The organism is Rhodococcus sp. DN22, assembly GCF_036669995.1.
In the GTDB taxonomy this organism is placed as follows: domain Bacteria; phylum Actinomycetota; class Actinomycetes; order Mycobacteriales; family Mycobacteriaceae; genus Rhodococcus_F; species Rhodococcus_F erythropolis.
The window spans coordinates 1772128-1791399 of the sequence record NZ_CP133326.1; the positions used below are offsets into that span (position 1 = coordinate 1772128).

The window sequence follows — 19272 nt, forward strand, 5'->3', positions numbered from 1 at the left end:
CTTGCACCAAGTTCCCATTTCGATACAGCGCACTGGAGAATCACCGATGACCCGAGTCCGAAAGAACACTCCCGGACGGATCCTGTTCGTGGGATCGGGACCGGGCGACCCCGCCCTGCTCACCGTTCGCGCACGTGACGTCCTCACCGGCGCCGCAATGGCATTCACCGATCCGGATGTCGACAAGGGCGTCGTCGCACTCGTCGGGATCGACATGGGCCGCGACGAGGAGACCGGCGAGCTGATCGCGGACGTGCGTCCGGCACTCGGTGAGCCTGCCGAGGTTGCAAAGACATTGGTGCACGAGGCCAAGAACGGTCACGACGTCGTGCGTCTGGTCTCCGGCGACCCGCTGACCACGGATTCCGTGATCGCAGAGGTCACCGCGGTGGCCCGCACCCAGGTTCAGTTCGAGGTTCTCCCCGGTCTTCCGTCCGGTTCGGCAGTGCCGAGCTACGCCGGTATGGCTCTCGGCTCGGGTCACACCGAGGCCGACGTTCGCGGTGAAGTCGACTGGGCTGCTCTGGCCGCTGCACCGGGACCACTTGTCCTGCACGCGACGTCGGGACATCTCGCCGAGACCGCCAGCGCGCTGGTCGAGAACGGCTTGGCTCCGCAGACGCCTGCTGCCATCACCGTCCGCGGCACCACTCGTCAGCAGCGAACCGTCGAGGCAACTCTCGCGACGCTCAACGAAGCCGGATCCGAACTGGTGGGCTCGCTCATCGTCACCGTCGGCAAGGTTGTCGCGCAGCGCAACAAGATGTCGTGGTGGGAATCGCGTGCACTGTACGGCTGGACTGTCCTCGTGCCGCGCACCAAGGATCAGGCCGGCGAGATGAGCGACCGTCTGGTCACTCACGGAGCGATCCCGATCGAGGTTCCGACCATCGCCGTCGAGCCGCCTCGCAGCCCGGCTCAGATGGAGCGTTCGGTCAAGGGCCTCGTCGACGGTCGTTACCAGTGGGTCGTCTTCACTTCCACCAATGCTGTTCGCGCAGTGTGGGAGAAGTTCGAGGAGTTCGGCCTCGACGCTCGCGCCTTCTCCGGTGTGAAGATCGCCTGCATCGGTGAAGCAACCGCAGCCAAGGTGCGCTCGTTCGGCATCAACCCCGAGCTGATCCCGACCGGTGAGCAGTCCAGCGAAGGCCTGTTGGCCGAATTCGCCCCGTACGACGACGTTTTCGATCCGGTCAACCGGGTTCTGTTGCCGCGCGCGGACATTGCAACCGAAACCCTCGCCGAGGGCCTGCGCGAACGCGGTTGGGAGATCGACGACGTCACCGCCTACCGCACCGTCCGGGCAGCGCCGCCGCCGGCCGAGACCCGCGAGATGATCAAGACCGGTGGATTCGACGCCGTCTGCTTCACCTCGTCCTCGACCGTGCGCAACCTCGTCGGCATCGCCGGCAAGCCGCACGCCCGCACGTTGGTCGCGTGCATCGGCCCGAAGACGGCCGAAACCGCTATCGAGTTCGGTCTGCGCGTCGACGTGCAGCCCGAGACCTCGCAGGTGGGACCGCTGGTGGAGGCTCTCGCCGAGCACGCAGCTCGCTTGCGTGCCGAAGGTGCTTTGCCGCCGCCGCGTAAGAAGTCCCGCAGGCGCTAGCGCACCCGTGAGTGGTTGAGGAGTCTGCGGACTCCTCAACCACTCACAGGTTCCGACGAAGGAGGGCTACTTCTCGTGTTTCCCACTCATCGCCCTCGCCGGCTCCGGCGCACCCCAGCGCTCCGGCGACTCGTGGCAGAGACCTCGCTCGAACCCCGGCACCTCGTGTTGCCGATGTTCGTTGCAGACGGCATCGATGCGCCGCGTGAGATCAGTTCCATGCCAGGCGTTTTCCAGCACACGCTCGATTCGCTGCGGTCCGCCGCGGTGGAAGCAGTGGAAGCCGGCGTCGGTGGTCTGATGCTCTTCGGCGTCCCCAAGGCGGAGGACAAGGACCCTCAGGGCTCCGGTGCCTCCGATCCCGACGGCATCCTCAACGTCGGATTGCGCGCTCTGGCAGAAGAACTCGGCGATTCAACGGTCATCATGGCCGATACCTGCCTCGACGAGTTCACCGATCACGGCCACTGCGGCGTGCTTACCGCCGCCGGCGCCGTCGACAACGACGCAACTTTGATCCGGTACGTCGAAATGGCTCTCGCGCAAGCTGAATCGGGTGCGCACCTGCTCGGCCCCAGCGGCATGATGGACGGTCAGGTGGCTGCGATCCGCGGTGCGCTCGATGCATCCGGGTATGTCGAGGTCGGTCAGCTCGCCTATGCCGCGAAATATGCGTCAGCGTTCTACGGACCGTTCCGTGAAGCCGTCGGATCCTCACTGCAAGGTGATCGTCGTACTTATCAGCAGGACGGCGCCAACCGCCGCGAGTCGATGCGCGAGGTAGACCTCGACGTCGCCGAGGGCGCTGACATGGTGATGGTCAAGCCTGCAATGTCCTACCTCGACATTCTGCGTGAGACCGCCGACCGGTCTCCGGTTCCGGTCGCGGCGTACCAGATCTCGGGTGAGTACTCGATGATCACGGCCGCCGCGCAGAACGGGTGGATCGATCGGGACGCGGCGATTCTCGAATCGCTCACCAGCATTCGCCGCGCCGGTGCCGACGTGGTCCTCACGTACTGGGCGTCGGAAGTTGCCGGATGGCTGTGACGGAGTCACGCATGGTGGCTGCACCGGTATCGACCGATACGCTGGTGTCATGACCGAGCAGTGGCCGCCGTCGCGCCAGGAACCGCCCCGCCGGGAACCTCCCTACGAGAACCAGCCGTTCGAGAATCAGCCGTACCGCGAACTCGGACCGATGCCGACGGGTCAGATCCCGGGATACGGCCCCGGTTACAACGGATACCCGGGCCCCCAGCCGAAACCCGAGCCGCCGACGGACGTCGTGACTGCGATTCAGTTGTGGTGGGCTGTGACGGCGCTGGGATTGGTCCAGGGCGGCGCGATGATCTGGATGCTGCTCGGGCAGAAGTCGATGTTCGTCGACGAGATGCTCAGGAACCAGGCGGCTGTCGATGCCGGTCTGACACGCTCCGACGTGGAGGGCATGTTCCCACTGGTCATCGTGTTCTCCGCTGTCCTGGTGGTGATCGTCACCGCGGTGTTCCTTTTGTTCGTGCGCTCGATGAGTCGTGGCAAGAACTGGGCTCGAATGTTGCTGACGTTCTGTGGAGTCTTCATGTTGGTCTCTGCGATCCCCGTGATCTTCGGGCTCGGCGGCGACGGCGGCGCGGCCACTCTGCTGTTCGGCGGAGCGGAAATCCTGCAGGCAGTTGCTGCTGTCGGGGCCATCGTGATGATGCACCGAAAAGAGTCCAATCCGTACTTTCTTCGTTTCCCCCCGGCGGGGAACCGATAGGTAGCTCGGGGTACTGTGAAACGGGTCACTGCAGTAGTAGGGGAGAGGTCGTAGACAATGAGTTCTCAGGAAGCCCTGCGCACGGAAAGCACCCACGACGCTCCACTGCGCCAACGTGGTTCACGGACCGAAGTGATCTTGTTCGCGATCCTCGGAGCCTCTGTTCTGGTGACACTCCTGGTGCTCATGATTCCGGGCATCGTCAGCGGATAGCGCACACTTGAACCCGTGAGTATCTCTACGAAGGTCCGGCGCCCGACGGCCGTCGAGGCAGCATTCTGGTTGTGGATCGCCAGCGCGTTCCTACTCATACTCTTCGGCCTGATCAATGTCACCAGCGCCTCGTATTCGCTGCGTGAGCAATTCACCGATCAAGGCGTATCGGCCGGAAACATCGACATCTACGTCACCTTCGTGCGGGTGTCCGGGCTGGTTCTGCTGTTGACCGGCCTCGCGATCGGCGGCCTCGCCGGTCCCACTCGCGCCGGAAAACCTCTCTGCCGACGGATCCTGGTGATCGTGTCCGGGGTGTTCGCTGTGCTGCAGATCGCGCTGGTCGTCGCTGGGATCAGTACCGTGCTCGCGCTCGTCGTCCCCGTCATGCTGATCTGTGCCTGCGTCGCGATCTACCGCGACACCACCCGAAGTTGGTTCGCCCGTGGCTGACCGTGCTCCTGAAATCGGCCCGGACGTTCTGTACTACGAACCCGGATCTCGGTGGTGGGCCATCGCGTTCGGTCCGATCTTCTGCCTGATCGCCTTGGTCATCGAGCTGTTCACCGGCCCGGTGGTGCATTGGTTCGGTCTGGCGATGTTCGCCGTGATCCTCACCGGCTTGGTGTACGTGCAGGTGATTGCCGCGCGCCGGCATGCGAGCGTGCTTCTGACCGCGACCACGTTGCGTCAGGGAACCGAAGAGGTGCCGATCACCGAGATCGCCGAGGTGTTTCCCGAATCGGACGACGCCGCCTACGAAGACGAAATGGAGCCGTGGGAAACGGCACGCGCGCTGGGTGAGCTGTCCGGAGTGCCCCGGCGTCGGCACGGTATCGGCTTGCGTCTGACCACCGGGGGATTGGTGCGAGCGTGGGCGAAAGACGATCGGGCACTTCGCGAGGCGTTGAGCCAGGTTGTCACGGTCGGTGTGGAACCGGACGGGTCTGCCGATGATTGAGGCGCAGCCAACTCCGCTCGTCGACGTGAAGACATGGATCGGTGTACTCGGTATCGTCGCCGCCACGATTCTGGCGGTCGTGTGCTGGCGAGCGGGTACGACGACGTCCGACTTCGGACCGATACTGGAGGGCGCTCCACCGTTCGAGAGCACGCACTACGACGGTCTCTGGATCTCGGGCGCCGGGTTGTCGATTCTGGTTGCGGGGCTGATGGCCATCGATGTCGTGCGCCGCGTCCGGGTGGGCTTCGTCGCATCGCAGTAGCCCTCATACGGGTAGGGGGTATAGTTGCGGTATGAGTAGTTACAGCCCCGAGCAGGACGATCTGCTCAAGCGCCTTCGTCGTATCGAAGGTCAGGTAGCCGGAATCTCGCGCATGGTTGCAGACGACCGGTACTGCATCGACGTGCTCACCCAGGTGTCAGCCGCGACGAGCGCGTTGCAGTCCGTGTCCCTGAAGCTTCTCGACGCGCACCTTGCGGGCTGCGTCGTCGAAGCTGCCAAGCAGGGTGGTCCGGAAGCGGACGTCAAGATCAAGGAAGCTCAGGCGGCCATCGCTCGCCTCGTTCGTTCGTAAGGTGTCGGTCCGTCACTCCGTGATGGACCGCGCGAGCGCCCGGGCGGAGAAGCTCACGAAGTACTCGGGTGTGACTTCTTTGGCGATGTTGATGACGATGGTGTCCGACAGGCCTTTGAGTCCGGAGAGCACGAGATGGATCAACGCGGGGTCGTCGATCAACCGGCTCCCTTCGGCTGCAGCAGATTCGGTGAGCGCTCGAATCAATGCCGAGTTGTAGACCGCTACGGATGCGTGAAGTTCCCGCATGCTTTCTCGGTCGGACCCGGCCATGCCTTCGATGTCGCGCCAAGTGGTGGTGAGTCGACCCACCCGTGCCCAGTGCCGAGCAAACTCGGAAATCATGGACTCGAGTAAGGCGCTCAGTCCCTGCTCGCGGGGGAGCGAGTTCACGAAGTCCGCCATTTCCAGCTGACTTTCGCTGAGGAGTGCGGCGAAGATGTCCTGCTTGTCGACGAAGTACTGGTAGATCAGTCCGGTGCTGGTGCCGGCTCGTTTAGCGACCGCGCGGATGGTGAGCGCGGAGTAGCCTCCCTCGTCCAGAAGCGAGATCGCCGCGTCGAGTGTTCGGCGCCGACGCACTTCGGCGTCACCGTAGATCGACTTGCTGCTGGCACTGCTCATTTGACCACCGTAGTCGGGCCGCTCGGCATCCTCAATTTACATCGAACGCTGTTCGTTGTTGAACGCCACCCAAAATCCAAAGTGATGTAGATCATAGAATGAACATTGTTCGAAATAGAATGAACATTGTTCATTCTGGTGTTACGGTATGGCGCAGACCACATCGAGGCCAGTGCAAAGCGCTGGACACTCTGCGGTCGGCCTGACCTTTCTTCCCGTATCGATCGGGAGGTCTACACAGTTGTGGAGTACCTATGACACGCACTAACGATGAACGCGCGGCGATCGACATCGCCGCTGCGGCGGGAGAACTTCTGCTCGACCATCGGAAATCCCTCGGCGAAAACGACGGTGATGTCGCGACTTTCAAGAACGCGTCCGATCGGCTCAGTCACGAATTCATCGTCGCCGAACTTGCCCGACGCTTTCCTGCGGATGCAGTGCTGTCGGAGGAAGGGGCTGACGACCTCGCGAGGCTGGCTGCGGATCGGGTGTGGATCGTCGACCCTCTCGACGGCACCCGTGAGTACGGCGAGGCCGGACGATCGGACTGGGCCGTTCATGTTGCGCTGACCGAAAACGGTGTCCTCACAACAGGTGCGGTCGCAATGCCTGCCCTTGGCGTCACCTATTCGAGCAGCGATGATCGAACCGAACGGGATGCCGCGACGCCGGTTCGAGTCGTCGTATCGCGGACGCGTCGTCCAGAACCGGTCATGCGCATGGCCGACGCGATGGGCGCGGAGTTGATCGAAATGGGATCCGCCGGAGCCAAAGCAATGGCGGTCGTCTCGGGTGAGGCAGACATCTACGCACATGCGGGCGGACAGTACGAGTGGGATTCGGCGGCGCCCGTTGCTGTCGCACGTGCTGCGGGACTGCATGTTTCGCGTATCGATGGCAGCGAACTGCGCTACAACCAGGAAAACCCGTGGTTGCCGGATCTGCTGATCTGCCGACCCGAACTCGCCCCGAAAGCACTGGAGGAACTGGGCCGATGACCGCGACACTGACGCACCTCGAACGACTCGAAGCCGAGAGCATTCACATCATGCGTGAAGCTGTTGCCCAGAGCGAGAACCCGGTGATGTTGTACTCGGTGGGCAAGGACTCCGCCGTGATGCTGCATCTGGCGCGCAAGGCCTTCTATCCGTCGAAGCTGCCGTTTCCGCTTCTGCACGTCGATACCACGTGGAAGTTTCGTGAAATGTACAAACTTCGTGACAGTACCGCTGCTGCAGGCGATCTCGATCTGATCGTCCACACCAACCCGGACTGCGTGAGGCAGGGGATCAACCCGTTCACTCACGGCAGCGCTGTCCATACCGATATGTGGAAGACCGAAGGCCTCAAACAAGCCCTCGATCACTACAAGTTCGACGCTGCATTCGGCGGCGCCCGCCGTGACGAAGAAAAATCCCGCGCCAAGGAACGCATCTTCTCGATCCGATCAGCTGCGCACCGTTGGGATCCCAAGCAGCAGCGACCGGAACTGTGGCGGATGTACAACGTCCGCAAAGCGCCGGGCGAGAGCCTGCGCGTCTTCCCTCTCTCGAACTGGACCGAGCTGGATGTGTGGGAATACGTACGCCAGGAAGAGATTCCGATCGTTCCGCTGTATTTTGCCGACAAGCGGCCCGTCGTCGAGCGGGACGGTGCGCTGATCATGGTCGACGACGACCGGATGCCGTTGCTGCCGGGAGAGACTCCGGAACTCAAGAGCGTTCGTTTCCGTACCCTCGGCTGCTACCCGCTGACCGGAGCCGTCGAATCGACCGCAACGAGCCTGACCGAGATCATCTCGGAAATGTTGCTCACCACCACTTCCGAACGCCAGGGACGGGTCATCGACCACGACTCCAGCGCGTCGATGGAAAAGAAGAAGCAAGAGGGGTACTTCTGATGACTGTTTCCTCGGATTTGATCGCTGACGACATCGAGGCGTACCTCGAACGTCATGCAAACAAGAGCATGCTGCGATTCATCACCTGCGGCAGCGTCGACGACGGCAAGAGCACCTTGATCGGCCGTCTGCTCTACGAATCGAAACTCGTCTTCGACGACCAGCTGACGGCGCTCGAAGCCGATTCGCGCAAGAGCGGAACCCAGGGGGAGGGGCTCGATTTCGCGCTCCTGGTCGACGGTCTCGCCGCCGAACGTGAGCAGGGCATCACGATCGACGTCGCCTACCGCTACTTCACGACCGAGCGACGCAAGTTCGTCGTCGCCGATACTCCGGGGCACGAGCAGTACACCCGAAACATGGTGACGGGCGCGTCGACCGCCGATCTTGCTGTGATCCTTGTCGATTCCCGCAAGGGGATACTGACTCAGACCCGCCGGCACTCGTATCTGGTGTCGTTGCTGGGGATCAAGCACGTGGTGCTTGCCGTGAACAAGCTCGACCTCGTCGACTACTCGCAAGAGGTCTTCGATGCCATTACCGCGGATTACGCAGAGTTCGCTCACGAGATCGGTCTGGACGGGTTCGTCACCATTCCGATGTCGGCATACATGGGTGACAATCTCACCGAGCGCAGTGCGAATACCCCGTGGTACTCCGGCCCCAGCCTGATCGAGCATCTCGAAAGCGTGGACATCGACGATGCTGCCGCCGCGGCTCCGTTCCGGATGCCGGTGCAGTGGGTCAATCGGCCGGACCTCGACTTCCGCGGATTCTCCGGCCAGATCGTTTCCGGCACAGTATCTCCCGGGGACGCTATCCGGGTGCTCCCCAGTGGAAAGACATCCACCGTCGAGCGCATCGTGACCATGGGTGGCGACCTCGACGTTGCCGGTGCGGGCCGCTCGGTCACCATCACGCTCGCCGACGAGATCGACATCAGTCGCGGTGATGTGCTGTCCATCGGCGACAATCCGCCGGCCGTCGCCGATCAGTTCGAGGCCTGCATCGTCTGGATGGGTGAGGCTCCCATGCTGCCCGAACGGCCGTTCCTGTGCCAGATCGGTACCGTGACAGTCACTGCGCGCATCACCAAACCGAAACACAAGATCAACGTCAACACTCTCGAGAAGACCGCAACGACTACTCTCGCGCTCAACGAAATCGGTGTCTGCAACCTCAGTTTCGATCGACCGGTCCCGTTCGACCCGTACGTCGGCAACCGTGACACCGGTAGCTTCATCCTCATCGACCGCCTTACCAACGGCACTGTCGGTGCGGGCATGATCACGCACTCGCTGCGTCGATCGGACAACATTCACTGGCAATCCGTCGACGTCGACGAGGCCGCGCACACCAGGCTCAAGGGACACCAACCCGCAGTTCTGTGGTTCACCGGTCTCTCCGGTTCGGGAAAGTCGACCATCGCGAACGATGTCGAGCGTCAACTGCACGCACTCGGCGCGCACACCTACCTCCTCGACGGAGACAACGTTCGTCACGGGCTGAATCGAGACCTCGGATTCACCGAAGCCGACCGCGTCGAGAACATCCGTCGCGTCACCGAGGTCACCCGACTGATGGCGGACGCCGGTCTGATCGTGCTCGCGTCCTTCATTTCACCGTTCGAGGCGGAGCGTCATGCCGCCCGTGAATTGATCGGCGACGAACAGTTCGTCGAAATCTTCGTCGACACCGCTCTTGCCGTCGCAGAGGAGCGAGATCCCAAGGGGCTGTACAAGAAGGCTCGACGTGGCGAGTTGGTGAACTTCACCGGAATCGATTCGCCGTACGAACCGCCGCAGAACCCTGACATTCACATCGACACCAGTGTCACGACGACTGAGGACGCTGCGATCGCGATCGTCGACCATCTTCGCGCCCGCGGAACCATTTCTTGATCCGCCTGAACATGAGGAGCATCCATGCCTGACAGGGCTGAAATAGTTTCTGCCGTAGAAGATTACGTCAAGTGTCTCGGAAGTCACGACGTCGACGGCCTGGTTGCGCTGTTTGCGCCCGACGCAGTTCAACACGAACCGCTGGGGGTCCAGACCTACCGCGGAATAGACGAGATTCGCGAATTCGACACCGCGAACGCGCAGGTCGATTTCACAGTCAGCCTGCTCGGCCCGATTTCGGTGACGGGAAAATACGCAGCAATGCAGCTTCGGGTACAGCGCGTCGGGATGGCCGACTTCGCTGCCTCCGACCTGTTCGAGTTCGACGAGAACGGCAAGATCGTTTCTCTGAGTGTTGTTCTCGATCCGCAGGCACTGTGCTGACCCATCAGGGCCTGCTGGCAGGCAAGGTTGTCGTCGTCTCGGGAGTGGGCCCGGCGCTGGGTCGTTCGATTGCGGTGCAGAGTGCGGCGGCCGGAGCAAAAGTTGTTCTGGCCGCCCGCACACCCGAGCGTTTGGAATCTGTGGCAACCGAGATCCGAGACCGCGGCGGAATTGCACTGGCCATTCCGACCGATCTCACCGACGTCGATTCGATCTCCTCGTTGGCTGAGACTGCGCTCGCAGAGTTCGGCGGCGTGGACTGCCTCGTGAACAACGCCTTTGTCCAACCGGCGCAGGTCTCGCTCCTGGACGCCGACATGGCGTCCATCCAGTCGGGTATCGACATCAACCTGCTTGCGGCGTTGAACGTGACACGCGCGTTTGTGCCGGCATTGACCGAGGCGGAGGGCTCCGTCGTGATGGTGACGTCCATGGTGCTGCGTAATCAGCTTCCCGGGTTCGGGGCCTACCGCATCATGAAATCCGGGCTCCTGGCAATGGCACGCAGTTTGTCGATCGATCTCGGTCCCAAGGGCGTTCGAGTCAATTCGGTTGCTCCCGGCTATATCTGGGCGGACTCGGTCAAGAACATGTTCGAGAAAAAGGCGGCGGCAGCTGGGGTCGACCCCAAGGTCATTTACGACGAGGTTGCAGCGGGCGCCGATCTGCGCCGGCTACCCGAACCTGACGACATCGCCAATGCCGTCGTCTTCCTCTTGTCCGATTCGGCCAGAGCCATCGCCGGGCAATGTCTCGACGTCAACTGCGGTCACACCCACCACTGAACAACCCCACAAGGAATTACAGATGACACAGGATTACGACGGCATCGGTTCCATCGACGACTTGCACCAGGTCGCGCGTGAGGAGACCGGGTACAAAAACTTCGGCAGCGACAGCTATCTCGAAGGGCTTCGAGTTCTCCTCGAGTCGTTCCAGAACGAGGCCGACCTCACTCCTCACGGCAAGGTGATCGCTCGCAAGATGATCGTCGGAGCGCTCGCGGGTCGCCTGACCAGTGAGGCCGGATTCGCGAAATATCCAGAGCACGTAGACGTTCCGATCGAACGCCCGATCTTCGTGGTCGGGTTGACCCGCACCGGCAGCACCGCGCTGCACCGCTTGCTCGGTGCCGACCCAGCGCATCAGGGCGCCGAGATGTGGCTCGCCGAGACGCCGCAGCCGCGCCCCGAGCGCGACAAGTGGTCGGAGAACGAAGATTACGTTCGCTCCGACGCCTTCTACCGTGCTCGCCAGCGCAACGAAGCGGACCTGATGAAGGTGCATTTCATGGGGGCGGAGGAGGTCGAGGAATGTTGGCGTCTGCTGCAGCAGACGCTGCTCTCCACCGCGTTCGAAACTGTTGCGTACGTGCCGAGTTACACGCAGTGGCTGGCGGAGCAGGATTGGACCGAAACCTATGCGCGGCACAAGAAGAACCTGCAGTTGATCGGGCTGCACGACCAGGACAGACGGTGGGTGCTCAAAAGCCCGAGCCATGTCTTCGCGATCGACGAGATCATGGCGGTCTATCCCGACGCGTTGTTCGTTCGCACGTTCCGTGACCCGTTGACATCGATGGCGTCCACCTTCAGCCTCGTCGAGCAGGGCGGACACGACATGTCGAAGGCATTCGACCGTCCCGCCATCGGGCGCACGCAACTGGACCTGTGGGCGCGAGGGAACGCGAACTTCAACAATGCCCGTAGCCGTTACAACCCCGATCAGTTCATCGACGTCGACTACAAAGACTTCATCGCCGATGCGGTCGGCACCGTCGAGAAGATCTACGCGCAGTTCGACCTGCCATTCACTGACGAGGCTCGCGCAGCGGTGGAGGCGTCGCATCAGGCGAGCCTGGCCGAGCACCGCCGTCCGTCGCATCACTATTCGCTCGAGGAGTTTGGCGTGAGCGCCGCCGACGTCGAAGCGAAGTTCGCGACCACACCCTGAAGCCCTCCGGCCCTGTGCGCCTTTTTGGTAGTGCCGACTACCAAAAAGGCGCACAGGGCGAAGCCCCAACTGAAACAAGGAGATTCACATGAATGCTGTTTGGGAAAAGTTCTGCGCAGATCTGCTCGAGGTCGGAAAGGTCCTGGAGGACGAGATCGTCCCTCAGGATCCGCTGACTCAAGCCGAGGGCATCCGCTACCTGAGTCGGTTGCTTCGGTACGGCACGATCAACTGTGTCGAGTACACCGATCCACGGTGGCCGCAGTTCTCGTCGGCTCCGAACCCGAACATGATGACGAAGATCGGTGCCGACAACCCGGACAACGTCTACATGCGCGCCAACATTTCCGGTAAGTACAACTACCGGATCATCGGCACCCGAGGCACCGTCCCGCTGATCACCTTCGGCTCGCGCGTCAATCGATACCACATCGACGGCACCATGCTGCAGACCGGAGATCTGCATATCCACGACCTCGAGGTCGACGAGAACGGCCGTTTCGAGTTCATCGCGAGCGTCGACAAGCCCGCTGAAGGCGCATGGCTGCCTTTGGCGCCCGACAGCAACCTCATCTCCGTTCGGCAAACTCACCAGGATCGGCGCAACGAGGTCATCGGTGATCTGACCATCGAATGCCTGAACCCGGACGGCGAGTTCGTCCCGCTGAGTCCGGAAGAGATCGGCGAACGCCTCACCAAGTCCGTCGGGATCGTGAAGGGGATGGCGGAGACCTTCCTGGAGTGGTCGCGCAAATTCCAGCCGCACACCAACGAGATCTTCGACTGGGGACAGGACTACTTCCAGGACGCCGGCGGCGATCCGACGATTTTCTACTTCCACGGTTACTGGAAGCTCGCCGAGGACGAGGCGTGGGTCATCGAGACCGAGGTTCCGAACTGCGAGTACTTCAACTTCGTGCTGCAGAACTTCTGGGTCGAGTCTCTCGACTACAACCGCACGAACATCTACATCAACAATCACACCGCGAAGCTCAACGACGACGGCACCATGACAATCGTCGTGGCGGCGAAGGATCCGGGTTACGGCAACTGGATCGACACCGATTCGCATGCCGAGGGCACATGGGCGCTGCGCTGGATCAAGGCGGACTCGCACCCGATCCCGACGTCCAAGGTAGTCAAGATCTGACACGCCGACGGAGATTGGGAACGTATGTACACCAGGAAGATTAGGTTCGACCCTCGCTTTGTCGCGCTCGGGCTCGCCGGTGCATTGATGTTGGCCGGGTGTGCCTCCAGTAGTGGGGGCACCTCGGGATCGGTTTCACCGAGCAGTAGTGGCGCAGCTGGTTTTGTGGGCGCCCCAGATGTGGGGGAGCGGATCGACGGCGGTGTTCTCACCTTCGGGTCCTATTCGTTCCCTTCCTCGTTGGACCCCACGAGAACGCAAGCCGCCGGTTCGACCGGCGGAACCGAAATGGCCGCGATTTACGACACGCTGGTACGCAGCGACTCCACAAACGGGAGCTTCGTCCCACAACTCGCGAAGACACTGTCGAACAACAGCGACTTCACTTCGTACACCGTCACTTTGGCTGATGGCCTCACCTTCAGTGACGGAAGCCCGCTCGACGCGGAAGCGGTGAAGTGGAGTATCGATCGATTCGTGGCAGGCAAAGGTGATGTATCGCAGACCTGGCTCAACATCGTGGACCGGATAGAGACGCCCGACGCCACCACAGTCGAATTCGTGCTCGAGCGGCCCTGGCGTCAATTCCCGGCGCTGTTGTCGCTCGGCCCCGGAATGATCGTTGCGCGAAGTTCAGGGGGAAAGGCAGGTTCGGTTTCAGGAACCGGGGAGGGAGCGTTCACACCGATCGGGGCGGGTCCGTTCACCTTGGCCAAGTTCGCCCCGCACGAAGAACTGGTACTCGCCGCACGCACGGATTATCAGGGCGGTAAACCGCCACTGGACACAGTGCGGTTTGTTCCCACGTCGGGTGCGCAGTCTCAGTACGAATCGTTGAAGAGCGGCCAGATCGACATGACGTACATCCTCCGCGACGAGGCCGTGATCGAACAAGCTCTCGACGACGGATACTCGGGTTACCTCAGTCCGACCGGACAGAACGGGATCGGCACGATCAACAATCGCGAGGGCAAGCCCGGGGCCGATGTACGCGTCCGTCAGGCGATCGCCTACGGGGTGGATCCGGAGGCGGTCAATACTCGTGCGAACAACGGATTGGGCACCGCCAGTTCCGAACTGGTCCCGCAGACGTCACGTTGGTTCAACAACACAGCAGGTATTCCGTTCGATCAGGTGAAGGCAAAGGCGCTGCTGGATCAAGCGAAGTCCGACGGGTACGACGGGAAACTCCGCTACCTCACCACCCCGGAGCCCAGCCAACAGGCGACGGCACTGACGGTTCAGGCGTCGCTGAACGCGATCGGTTTCGACGTCATCATCGACTACGCGACCGATGTGACCGATCTGGTTCGACGGGTATACAAGGACCACGATTTCGACATGACCAGAGGTGGCGCTCCGGTCGGAGAAGAAGCGCCGTACCTCAACTTGTACAACAGTATGGCCAGTGATTCGAAGAACAACCCGTCCGGCTTCGCGGACCCGGAGATGGACGCGATGATCACAGCTGTGCAGACGGCATCGACGGACGATGCTGTCCGTGAGGCGATCAGCAAGGTGCAGGAGTACGCCAACGCGACTGTGCCTTACGTGATCTGGGGTCCGGCGTCGGTGTTGACCGCATGGGACGGCAACGTTCACGGCGTCGTACGCAACATCACCGACATCATGTTCTTGGGCGGCGCTTGGATCTCGCCTAACGGCGAAACGGTGGAACGATGAAGTGGTCCTTGGCCGGTGCGATGATCGACGCCCTGGAACTGTGCGAGTTGGCGCAGGTCGCCGAAGAGGTGGGATTTGACGGAATCGCGATGCCGGATTCCGTGTTCTATCCCGAGCAGGTGTCGGCGCCGTATCCGTACACCGCTGACGGCAAGCGGATGTGGGCACCCGAGACGCCGATGCCCGATCCGTTCATTGCGATGACGGCAATGGCAGCCGTCACATCGCGAATTCAGTTCTACACCAATGTGTTCAAACTTCCACTGCGCGATCCGCTGTTGACGGCCAAGCAGGTATCGACCATGGCCGTGATGTCGCGAAACCGCGTCGCTCTCGGCGTCGGTTTGTCCTGGATTCCCGAGGAATTCACCTTCACCGGTACCGAGATGCGCACCCGCGGTGCGCGTACCGACGAAGCCATCGAGATCATCAAGGCGGTGTGTGCGGGACGCGGACCGGAATGGGTCGAATACCACGGCAAGCACTACGATTTCGACGCTCTGATGATCAGTCCGACTCCGGAGATTCCGGTTCCGATCTATATCGGTGGGCACAGCGAACCGGGGTTGCGTCGTGCAGCCAGGCTGGCTGACGGTTGGATGTCGGTGAACACGACCAAAGCCGAATTAGCCTGCGCTATCGATCGCCTCACGGAATTGCGGGTCGAGTACGGTCGTGCCGATGTTCCTTTCGGCGTCAACGTCTCGCCGACGGATGTTCGTGATCTGGACGGATATCGCGAACTCGAGACTCTCGGAGTCACGGAAATCAGAGTGTTGCCCTGGTATCGCTACGGAGTTGACGCCGGTGATCGTCAGGGGCGACTCGACTCCATTCGGCGGTTTGCCGAGGAGGTCATCACTCAGTACTGATCGATCAGCGTCTGCATCGCCCGGCCGTAGAGTTTTGCCAACTCGTCGCGATCTGCGGACTGGGGGATGCTCTCGTCGCTGAGGACGCTCAACAGGCCGGACACCTGGGCGGAGACCAGGAGTGCGCGGGTGTACGCGTCTTCACCGTCGAGGCGAGCGGCGAGATTGGTGGCAAACGTGCCTGTCATCTCGCGCAGTCGCTCCCGGATGCGTGGACTGTCCGACGCTCGCATGAGCGCTGTGTACACCGACAGCATCCGGGCGTCGGCCTTGCCCAGGACGAAGACTGCGATCCGCTCACCGAGGGTGTCGAGTGGGCCGTCGAACTGACCTTCGAAGTAGTCCGCAACCGGAGTGGTTTCCAGGAACAGCGCTTCCTTCGACCCGAAATGCCGGATGACCAGGGCCGGATCGATTCCGGCAACTTTGGCGATGGCGCGAACTGACGTGCCGCCGAACCCGTGCTCACCGAATAGTTGGAACGCTGCGGCGCGAATCGCCTCGGACGTCGAGGGCTGTTCCTGCTCTGGTGTGTGCTTCGTGGATGTCACGACATCGACCTCTGTGCTCGCTCGCCGACCTCGTTGTCAACGGCGTTGACTCTAACGTGTCAACAGTGTTGACTGTTGAGTCTGTCAACGGTGTTGACAGCTAGATGCGGTTAGTGAAGAGAGTGTGAAATATGACAGATACCGATGTCCGCGTTCCCAGTGAAGAGGTCGTCGATCCGCCGACCAACTGGAAGATGGTGGGCAGTGGACTCGCGTTTCCGCTGTTCTTCGTCATCATGTTCTGCCTGTGTTACGTCAGCGCGTTCCACTCGCCGATGCCGAACCAGGCACCGATCGTGGTGGTTGGTCCAGCATCTGTGACGGCGTCGTTGATCGAGGGAATCGAAGCCACGTCTGGCGACAAATTCGACCTCGTCGCCACAGAGAACTCGGCTGACGCGATCTCGCGCATCGACAACCGTGACGCTATCGGCGCCGTCGAGATCGGTGACACCGTGACCGCACATATCGCCACCGGTGCGGGCGCCTCGACGGTTTCCGTGGTGAGCAGCTTGGCGCATTCCGTCGCGGAGCAGACGGGGCAGCAGGTCACGGTGATCGACTCGGCGCCCGTCACGGCGCGCGACTCCTCGACCGTCGGGCTCTTCTACTTCCTGATCGTCTGCACCCTCGGTGGCTACCTGACCATCACGGTGCTCAGTCAGGTTGCGCCGAGAATGCGGCTGCGAGAGCAGTATTCGATCCTGGCCGGTGCGGCAATACTCACCCCGCTCATAGCCTTCGGAATCACCAGCATCTTCATGCACGCCTTCGGGGCGTCGGTCGGTCAGATCCTACAACTGCTGGGAATCTCGATGGTTTACACGTTCACCGTCGGTGCGGTGAGCATCCTGCTCAATCGACTGCTCGGCCAAGCCGCGATCTTCGCGGTGCTGACGGTGCTCGTCTTCATCAACTTCCCGAGTTCGGGCGGTGCGATCCCGGTGTCGTTCCTGCCCGGATTCTGGCAGCACATCCATTCGTTCTGGCTCGGATCAGCGGCCATGGAGCCCATCCGCTCCGTCATCTACTTCGATGGGAACGGCGCCGGACCGCACCTGCTCGTTCTGGGGATCTGGCTGGTCGCGGCACTCGGCCTGACCGGACTGCTTGCCTCTCGGCAGTCGAAAAAGACGGCAGCGCAATAAATGTGGTGGGGCCGGCGACTGCCGACCCCACCCGAACCCTTTACTTCAGCCGTACCGCGTCCGTGCCCGGTCCGTCGAGCATCGCGGACCCCAGCAGGATGTCCGGAATGCCGAACCCGTCGATCAGTGTCTCGACGTGGGGGCGCAGGGTGCGGCACCGCTCGTTGATCCCGCGCGTCACGGCCTTCGAACGCTCCACCGACAGATGCCGGTGCTCCATGAACCAGGCCTTGTCCTCCTCGATGACGGACAGTGCGTAGAGGTCGCACACCTCGCCGAAGAGTTCCTTCGCGGTCTCGTCCTCACACGAGTCGATGCCGGCGACGAATGCTTCCAGGATGACGCGCTCGATGTGCGCCTGAGCGGCTTTGAGCACGTGGTCCTGCACGAAGTTGAACGCGTCGAACGGGTTCTCCTCGCGTTTCTGCGCTGCCTGCAATCGCCTTGCCGCAGTGGCGAGTAGGTACTCCTCGCGGTCTTCGAACATCTTCATCTGGGTGCCGCGGTTGAAGAGGCTGCCGTCCTCTTCGTTGTCCTGGCGAGTGTCGACGATCGTCTGCAGGATCTGCTGCGCTGCCGTGCGCTTCTTGACCACGTCGGAGACCGTCGTAGCCGCGAAGCGCATCCAGTCGACCGGACTCATGCCGCGGACTTCGTCGGCGTAGGAGGTGAGAAGTTCTTTTGCGACCAACTGCGTCAGAACGTGGTTGTCACCCTCGAACGTGGTGAAGACGTCAGTGTCAGCCTTGAGCGCGGTGAGGCGGTTCTCGGCGAGATAGCCTGCGCCACCACAGGCTTCGCGTGCTTCCTGGATTGCCCGAGTGGCGTGCCACGTGTTGGCGGCCTTGAGTCCGGCGGCGCGACCCTCGAGTTCGCGCTGCTCCTGCGGGTCCGGGTCGTCGCTGCTCTGGATGTCGTGCATCGCGGCGACCAGTTCGTTCTGTGCGAACTGCAGAGCGTACGAGCGGGCGATCAACGGCAACAGACGCTTCTGGTGGACGAGGTAGTCCATGATTAGGACCTCGTCGTCACTCTTCGGGGCGCTGAACTGCCTGCGCTGCAGGGCATATCGACCGGCGATGGCCAATCCGACGCGGGCGGCCGCTGCCGCGGAACCACCGACGGTGACACGTCCACGAACCAGTGTGCCGACCATCGTGAAGAAACGACGGTTCGGGTTCTCGATAGCCGAACTGTACGTGCCGTCCTCGGCGACGTCGGCGTAACGGTTGAGCAGGTTCTCACGCGGGATGCGGACCTGGTCGAAGACGATGCGGCCGTTGTCGACTCCGGGCAGTCCACCCTTGAGCCCGCAGTCGGACGTCGTCACTCCGGGGAGGTCGTTGCCGGCGTCGTCACGAATCGGCACGACAAAGCAGTGGACGCCCTGGCTTTCGCCTCCGGTGATCAGCTGTGCGAACACTGCCGCGACAGTGGCGTGCTGGGCAGCGCCGCCGATGTAGTCCTTGCGAGAGGACGGAGTGGGGGAGTTGACGACGAACTCGCCCGTCTCGACGTCGTAGGTCGCCGTGGTTTCGAGTTCCTGGACGTCGCTGCCGTGACCGGTCTCGGTCATCGCAAAGCAACCGAGCAGGTCCAGATCGATCAGCGGCTTGACGTACGCCTGGTGGTGACGCTCGGTGCCGAGGTTTTCGATGGCGCCGCCGAACAGTCCCCACTGCACGCCGGCCTTGACCATCAGTGAGAGGTCGGACATCGCGAGCATCTCGATGCTGGTGACGGCGCCACCCGCGTCGCCCGTTCCGCCGTGAGAGACCGCGAAACCGTTTGCGGCGTAGCCGAGATCGGCGAGGACCCGCATCTGTTCGAGAGCCTTGGAGCGCGCAATGGCGGTGTTGGGTGTGTAGTGCGGAGCAAAACGTTCGTCGTTCAATTCGCCGCGAACGCGCTCACGCACCTCCCGCCAGCGTCCGTCGAGTGTTGTCCTGAGGTGGTCCGCTGTGGTGGCCATGGAACCGA

21 protein-coding genes are annotated in these 19272 nt (G+C 62.1%); 18 read left to right on the forward strand and 3 right to left on the reverse strand.

The features are described 5' to 3' along the window. The first annotated feature begins 46 nt into the window (after nt 1-46). From RA302_RS08230 to RA302_RS08265, 8 genes are all read left to right on the forward strand, one after another. Nucleotides 47-1609 carry a bifunctional uroporphyrinogen-III C-methyltransferase/uroporphyrinogen-III synthase gene (locus tag RA302_RS08230; RefSeq protein ID WP_003941969.1) on the forward strand — a complete coding sequence of 521 codons (1563 nt, stop codon included), beginning with the start codon at nt 47-49 and terminating at the stop codon, nt 1607-1609. Nucleotides 1610-1684: 75 nt separating this feature from the next. Beyond that, entirely contained in the window at nt 1685-2659 is a 975-nt protein-coding gene (gene hemB, locus RA302_RS08235) for a porphobilinogen synthase (RefSeq protein ID WP_019744373.1), read from the forward strand. A gap of 49 nt (nt 2660-2708) precedes the next feature. After that, nucleotides 2709-3371: a hypothetical protein gene (locus RA302_RS08240; protein WP_019744372.1), complete on the forward strand. Its 663-nt coding sequence runs from the start codon at nt 2709-2711 to the stop codon at nt 3369-3371. A 57-nt stretch (nt 3372-3428) separates the two neighbouring features. Further along, a complete protein-coding gene (locus RA302_RS08245) occupies nt 3429-3584 on the forward strand; it encodes a hypothetical protein (protein WP_019744371.1) in 156 nt (51 codons plus the stop codon). Between the two features lie 15 nt (nt 3585-3599). Beyond that, nucleotides 3600-4037 carry a hypothetical protein gene (locus tag RA302_RS08250; protein ID WP_019744370.1) on the forward strand — a complete coding sequence of 146 codons (438 nt, stop codon included), beginning with the start codon at nt 3600-3602 and terminating at the stop codon, nt 4035-4037. After that, nucleotides 4030-4545: a hypothetical protein gene (locus tag RA302_RS08255; protein ID WP_019744369.1), complete on the forward strand. Its 516-nt coding sequence runs from the start codon at nt 4030-4032 to the stop codon at nt 4543-4545. The genes RA302_RS08250 and RA302_RS08255 overlap by 8 nt, the downstream gene beginning before the upstream one ends. Continuing rightward, on the forward strand, nt 4538-4810 hold the full coding sequence (locus RA302_RS08260) for a hypothetical protein (protein ID WP_021333927.1): 273 nt from the start codon (nt 4538-4540) through the stop codon (nt 4808-4810). Before RA302_RS08255 ends, RA302_RS08260 begins: the two co-directional genes overlap by 8 nt. Before the next feature lie 31 nt (nt 4811-4841). Beyond that, a complete protein-coding gene (locus tag RA302_RS08265) occupies nt 4842-5123 on the forward strand; it encodes a metal-sensitive transcriptional regulator (protein WP_003942012.1) in 282 nt (93 codons plus the stop codon). A gap of 12 nt (nt 5124-5135) precedes the next feature. On the opposite strand, the gene RA302_RS08270 is transcribed toward RA302_RS08265, so the two are convergent. Beyond that, nucleotides 5136-5747: a TetR/AcrR family transcriptional regulator gene (locus RA302_RS08270; protein WP_030535503.1), complete on the reverse strand. Its 612-nt coding sequence runs from the start codon at nt 5745-5747 to the stop codon at nt 5136-5138. Nucleotides 5748-6001: 254 nt separating this feature from the next. On the opposite strand from RA302_RS08270, the gene RA302_RS08275 reads away from it, so the two are divergent. The 9 genes from RA302_RS08275 to RA302_RS08315 all read left to right on the forward strand — a co-directional run bounded on the left by RA302_RS08275 (nt 6002) and on the right by RA302_RS08315 (nt 15593). Then, nucleotides 6002-6748: a 3'(2'),5'-bisphosphate nucleotidase CysQ gene (locus tag RA302_RS08275; protein WP_030535502.1), complete on the forward strand. Its 747-nt coding sequence runs from the start codon at nt 6002-6004 to the stop codon at nt 6746-6748. After that, nucleotides 6745-7650, forward strand: a complete 906-nt coding sequence (gene cysD, locus RA302_RS08280; RefSeq protein ID WP_030535501.1) for a sulfate adenylyltransferase subunit CysD — start codon at nt 6745-6747, stop codon at nt 7648-7650. Before RA302_RS08275 ends, cysD begins: the two co-directional genes overlap by 4 nt. Further along, the gene (gene cysN, locus RA302_RS08285; RefSeq protein ID WP_069146224.1) at nt 7650-9551 is read left to right on the forward strand and encodes a sulfate adenylyltransferase subunit CysN; all 1902 of its coding nucleotides are present in this window, start codon (nt 7650-7652) and stop codon (nt 9549-9551) included. Before cysD ends, cysN begins: the two co-directional genes overlap by 1 nt. Before the next feature lie 24 nt (nt 9552-9575). After that, nucleotides 9576-9935: a nuclear transport factor 2 family protein gene (locus RA302_RS08290; RefSeq protein ID WP_021333930.1), complete on the forward strand. Its 360-nt coding sequence runs from the start codon at nt 9576-9578 to the stop codon at nt 9933-9935. Further along, nucleotides 9929-10720: an SDR family oxidoreductase gene (locus RA302_RS08295; RefSeq protein WP_070384599.1), complete on the forward strand. Its 792-nt coding sequence runs from the start codon at nt 9929-9931 to the stop codon at nt 10718-10720. The genes RA302_RS08290 and RA302_RS08295 overlap by 7 nt, the downstream gene beginning before the upstream one ends. 22 nt (nt 10721-10742) lie before the next feature. Then, nucleotides 10743-11888 (forward strand): sulfotransferase, encoded by a 1146-nt coding sequence (locus RA302_RS08300; RefSeq protein ID WP_338480143.1) that lies wholly within the window; start codon nt 10743-10745, stop codon nt 11886-11888. An 88-nt stretch (nt 11889-11976) separates the two neighbouring features. Continuing rightward, a complete protein-coding gene (locus RA302_RS08305; protein ID WP_021333931.1) occupies nt 11977-13038 on the forward strand; it encodes a DUF1214 domain-containing protein in 1062 nt (353 codons plus the stop codon). 24 nt (nt 13039-13062) lie between these two features. Continuing rightward, a complete protein-coding gene (locus RA302_RS08310) occupies nt 13063-14721 on the forward strand; it encodes an ABC transporter substrate-binding protein (protein WP_021333932.1) in 1659 nt (552 codons plus the stop codon). Then, nucleotides 14718-15593: a TIGR03619 family F420-dependent LLM class oxidoreductase gene (locus tag RA302_RS08315; RefSeq protein ID WP_338480146.1), complete on the forward strand. Its 876-nt coding sequence runs from the start codon at nt 14718-14720 to the stop codon at nt 15591-15593. Before RA302_RS08310 ends, RA302_RS08315 begins: the two co-directional genes overlap by 4 nt. On the opposite strand, the gene RA302_RS08320 is transcribed toward RA302_RS08315, so the two are convergent. Beyond that, nucleotides 15584-16144 (reverse strand): TetR family transcriptional regulator, encoded by a 561-nt coding sequence (locus RA302_RS08320; RefSeq protein ID WP_020968944.1) that lies wholly within the window; start codon nt 16142-16144, stop codon nt 15584-15586. The genes RA302_RS08315 and RA302_RS08320 overlap by 10 nt on opposite strands. Before the next feature lie 131 nt (nt 16145-16275). Between RA302_RS08320 and RA302_RS08325 the strand changes: the two genes are divergently transcribed. Beyond that, nucleotides 16276-17292: an ABC transporter permease gene (locus RA302_RS08325; RefSeq protein ID WP_020906789.1), complete on the forward strand. Its 1017-nt coding sequence runs from the start codon at nt 16276-16278 to the stop codon at nt 17290-17292. A 40-nt stretch (nt 17293-17332) separates the two neighbouring features. Here the strand turns inward: RA302_RS08325 and RA302_RS08330 are convergent, their stop codons facing one another. Continuing rightward, nucleotides 17333-19264, reverse strand: coding sequence for an acyl-CoA dehydrogenase (locus tag RA302_RS08330; RefSeq protein ID WP_024487810.1), 1932 nt, complete (start codon nt 19262-19264; stop codon nt 17333-17335). Between the last annotated feature and the right edge of the window lie 8 nt (nt 19265-19272).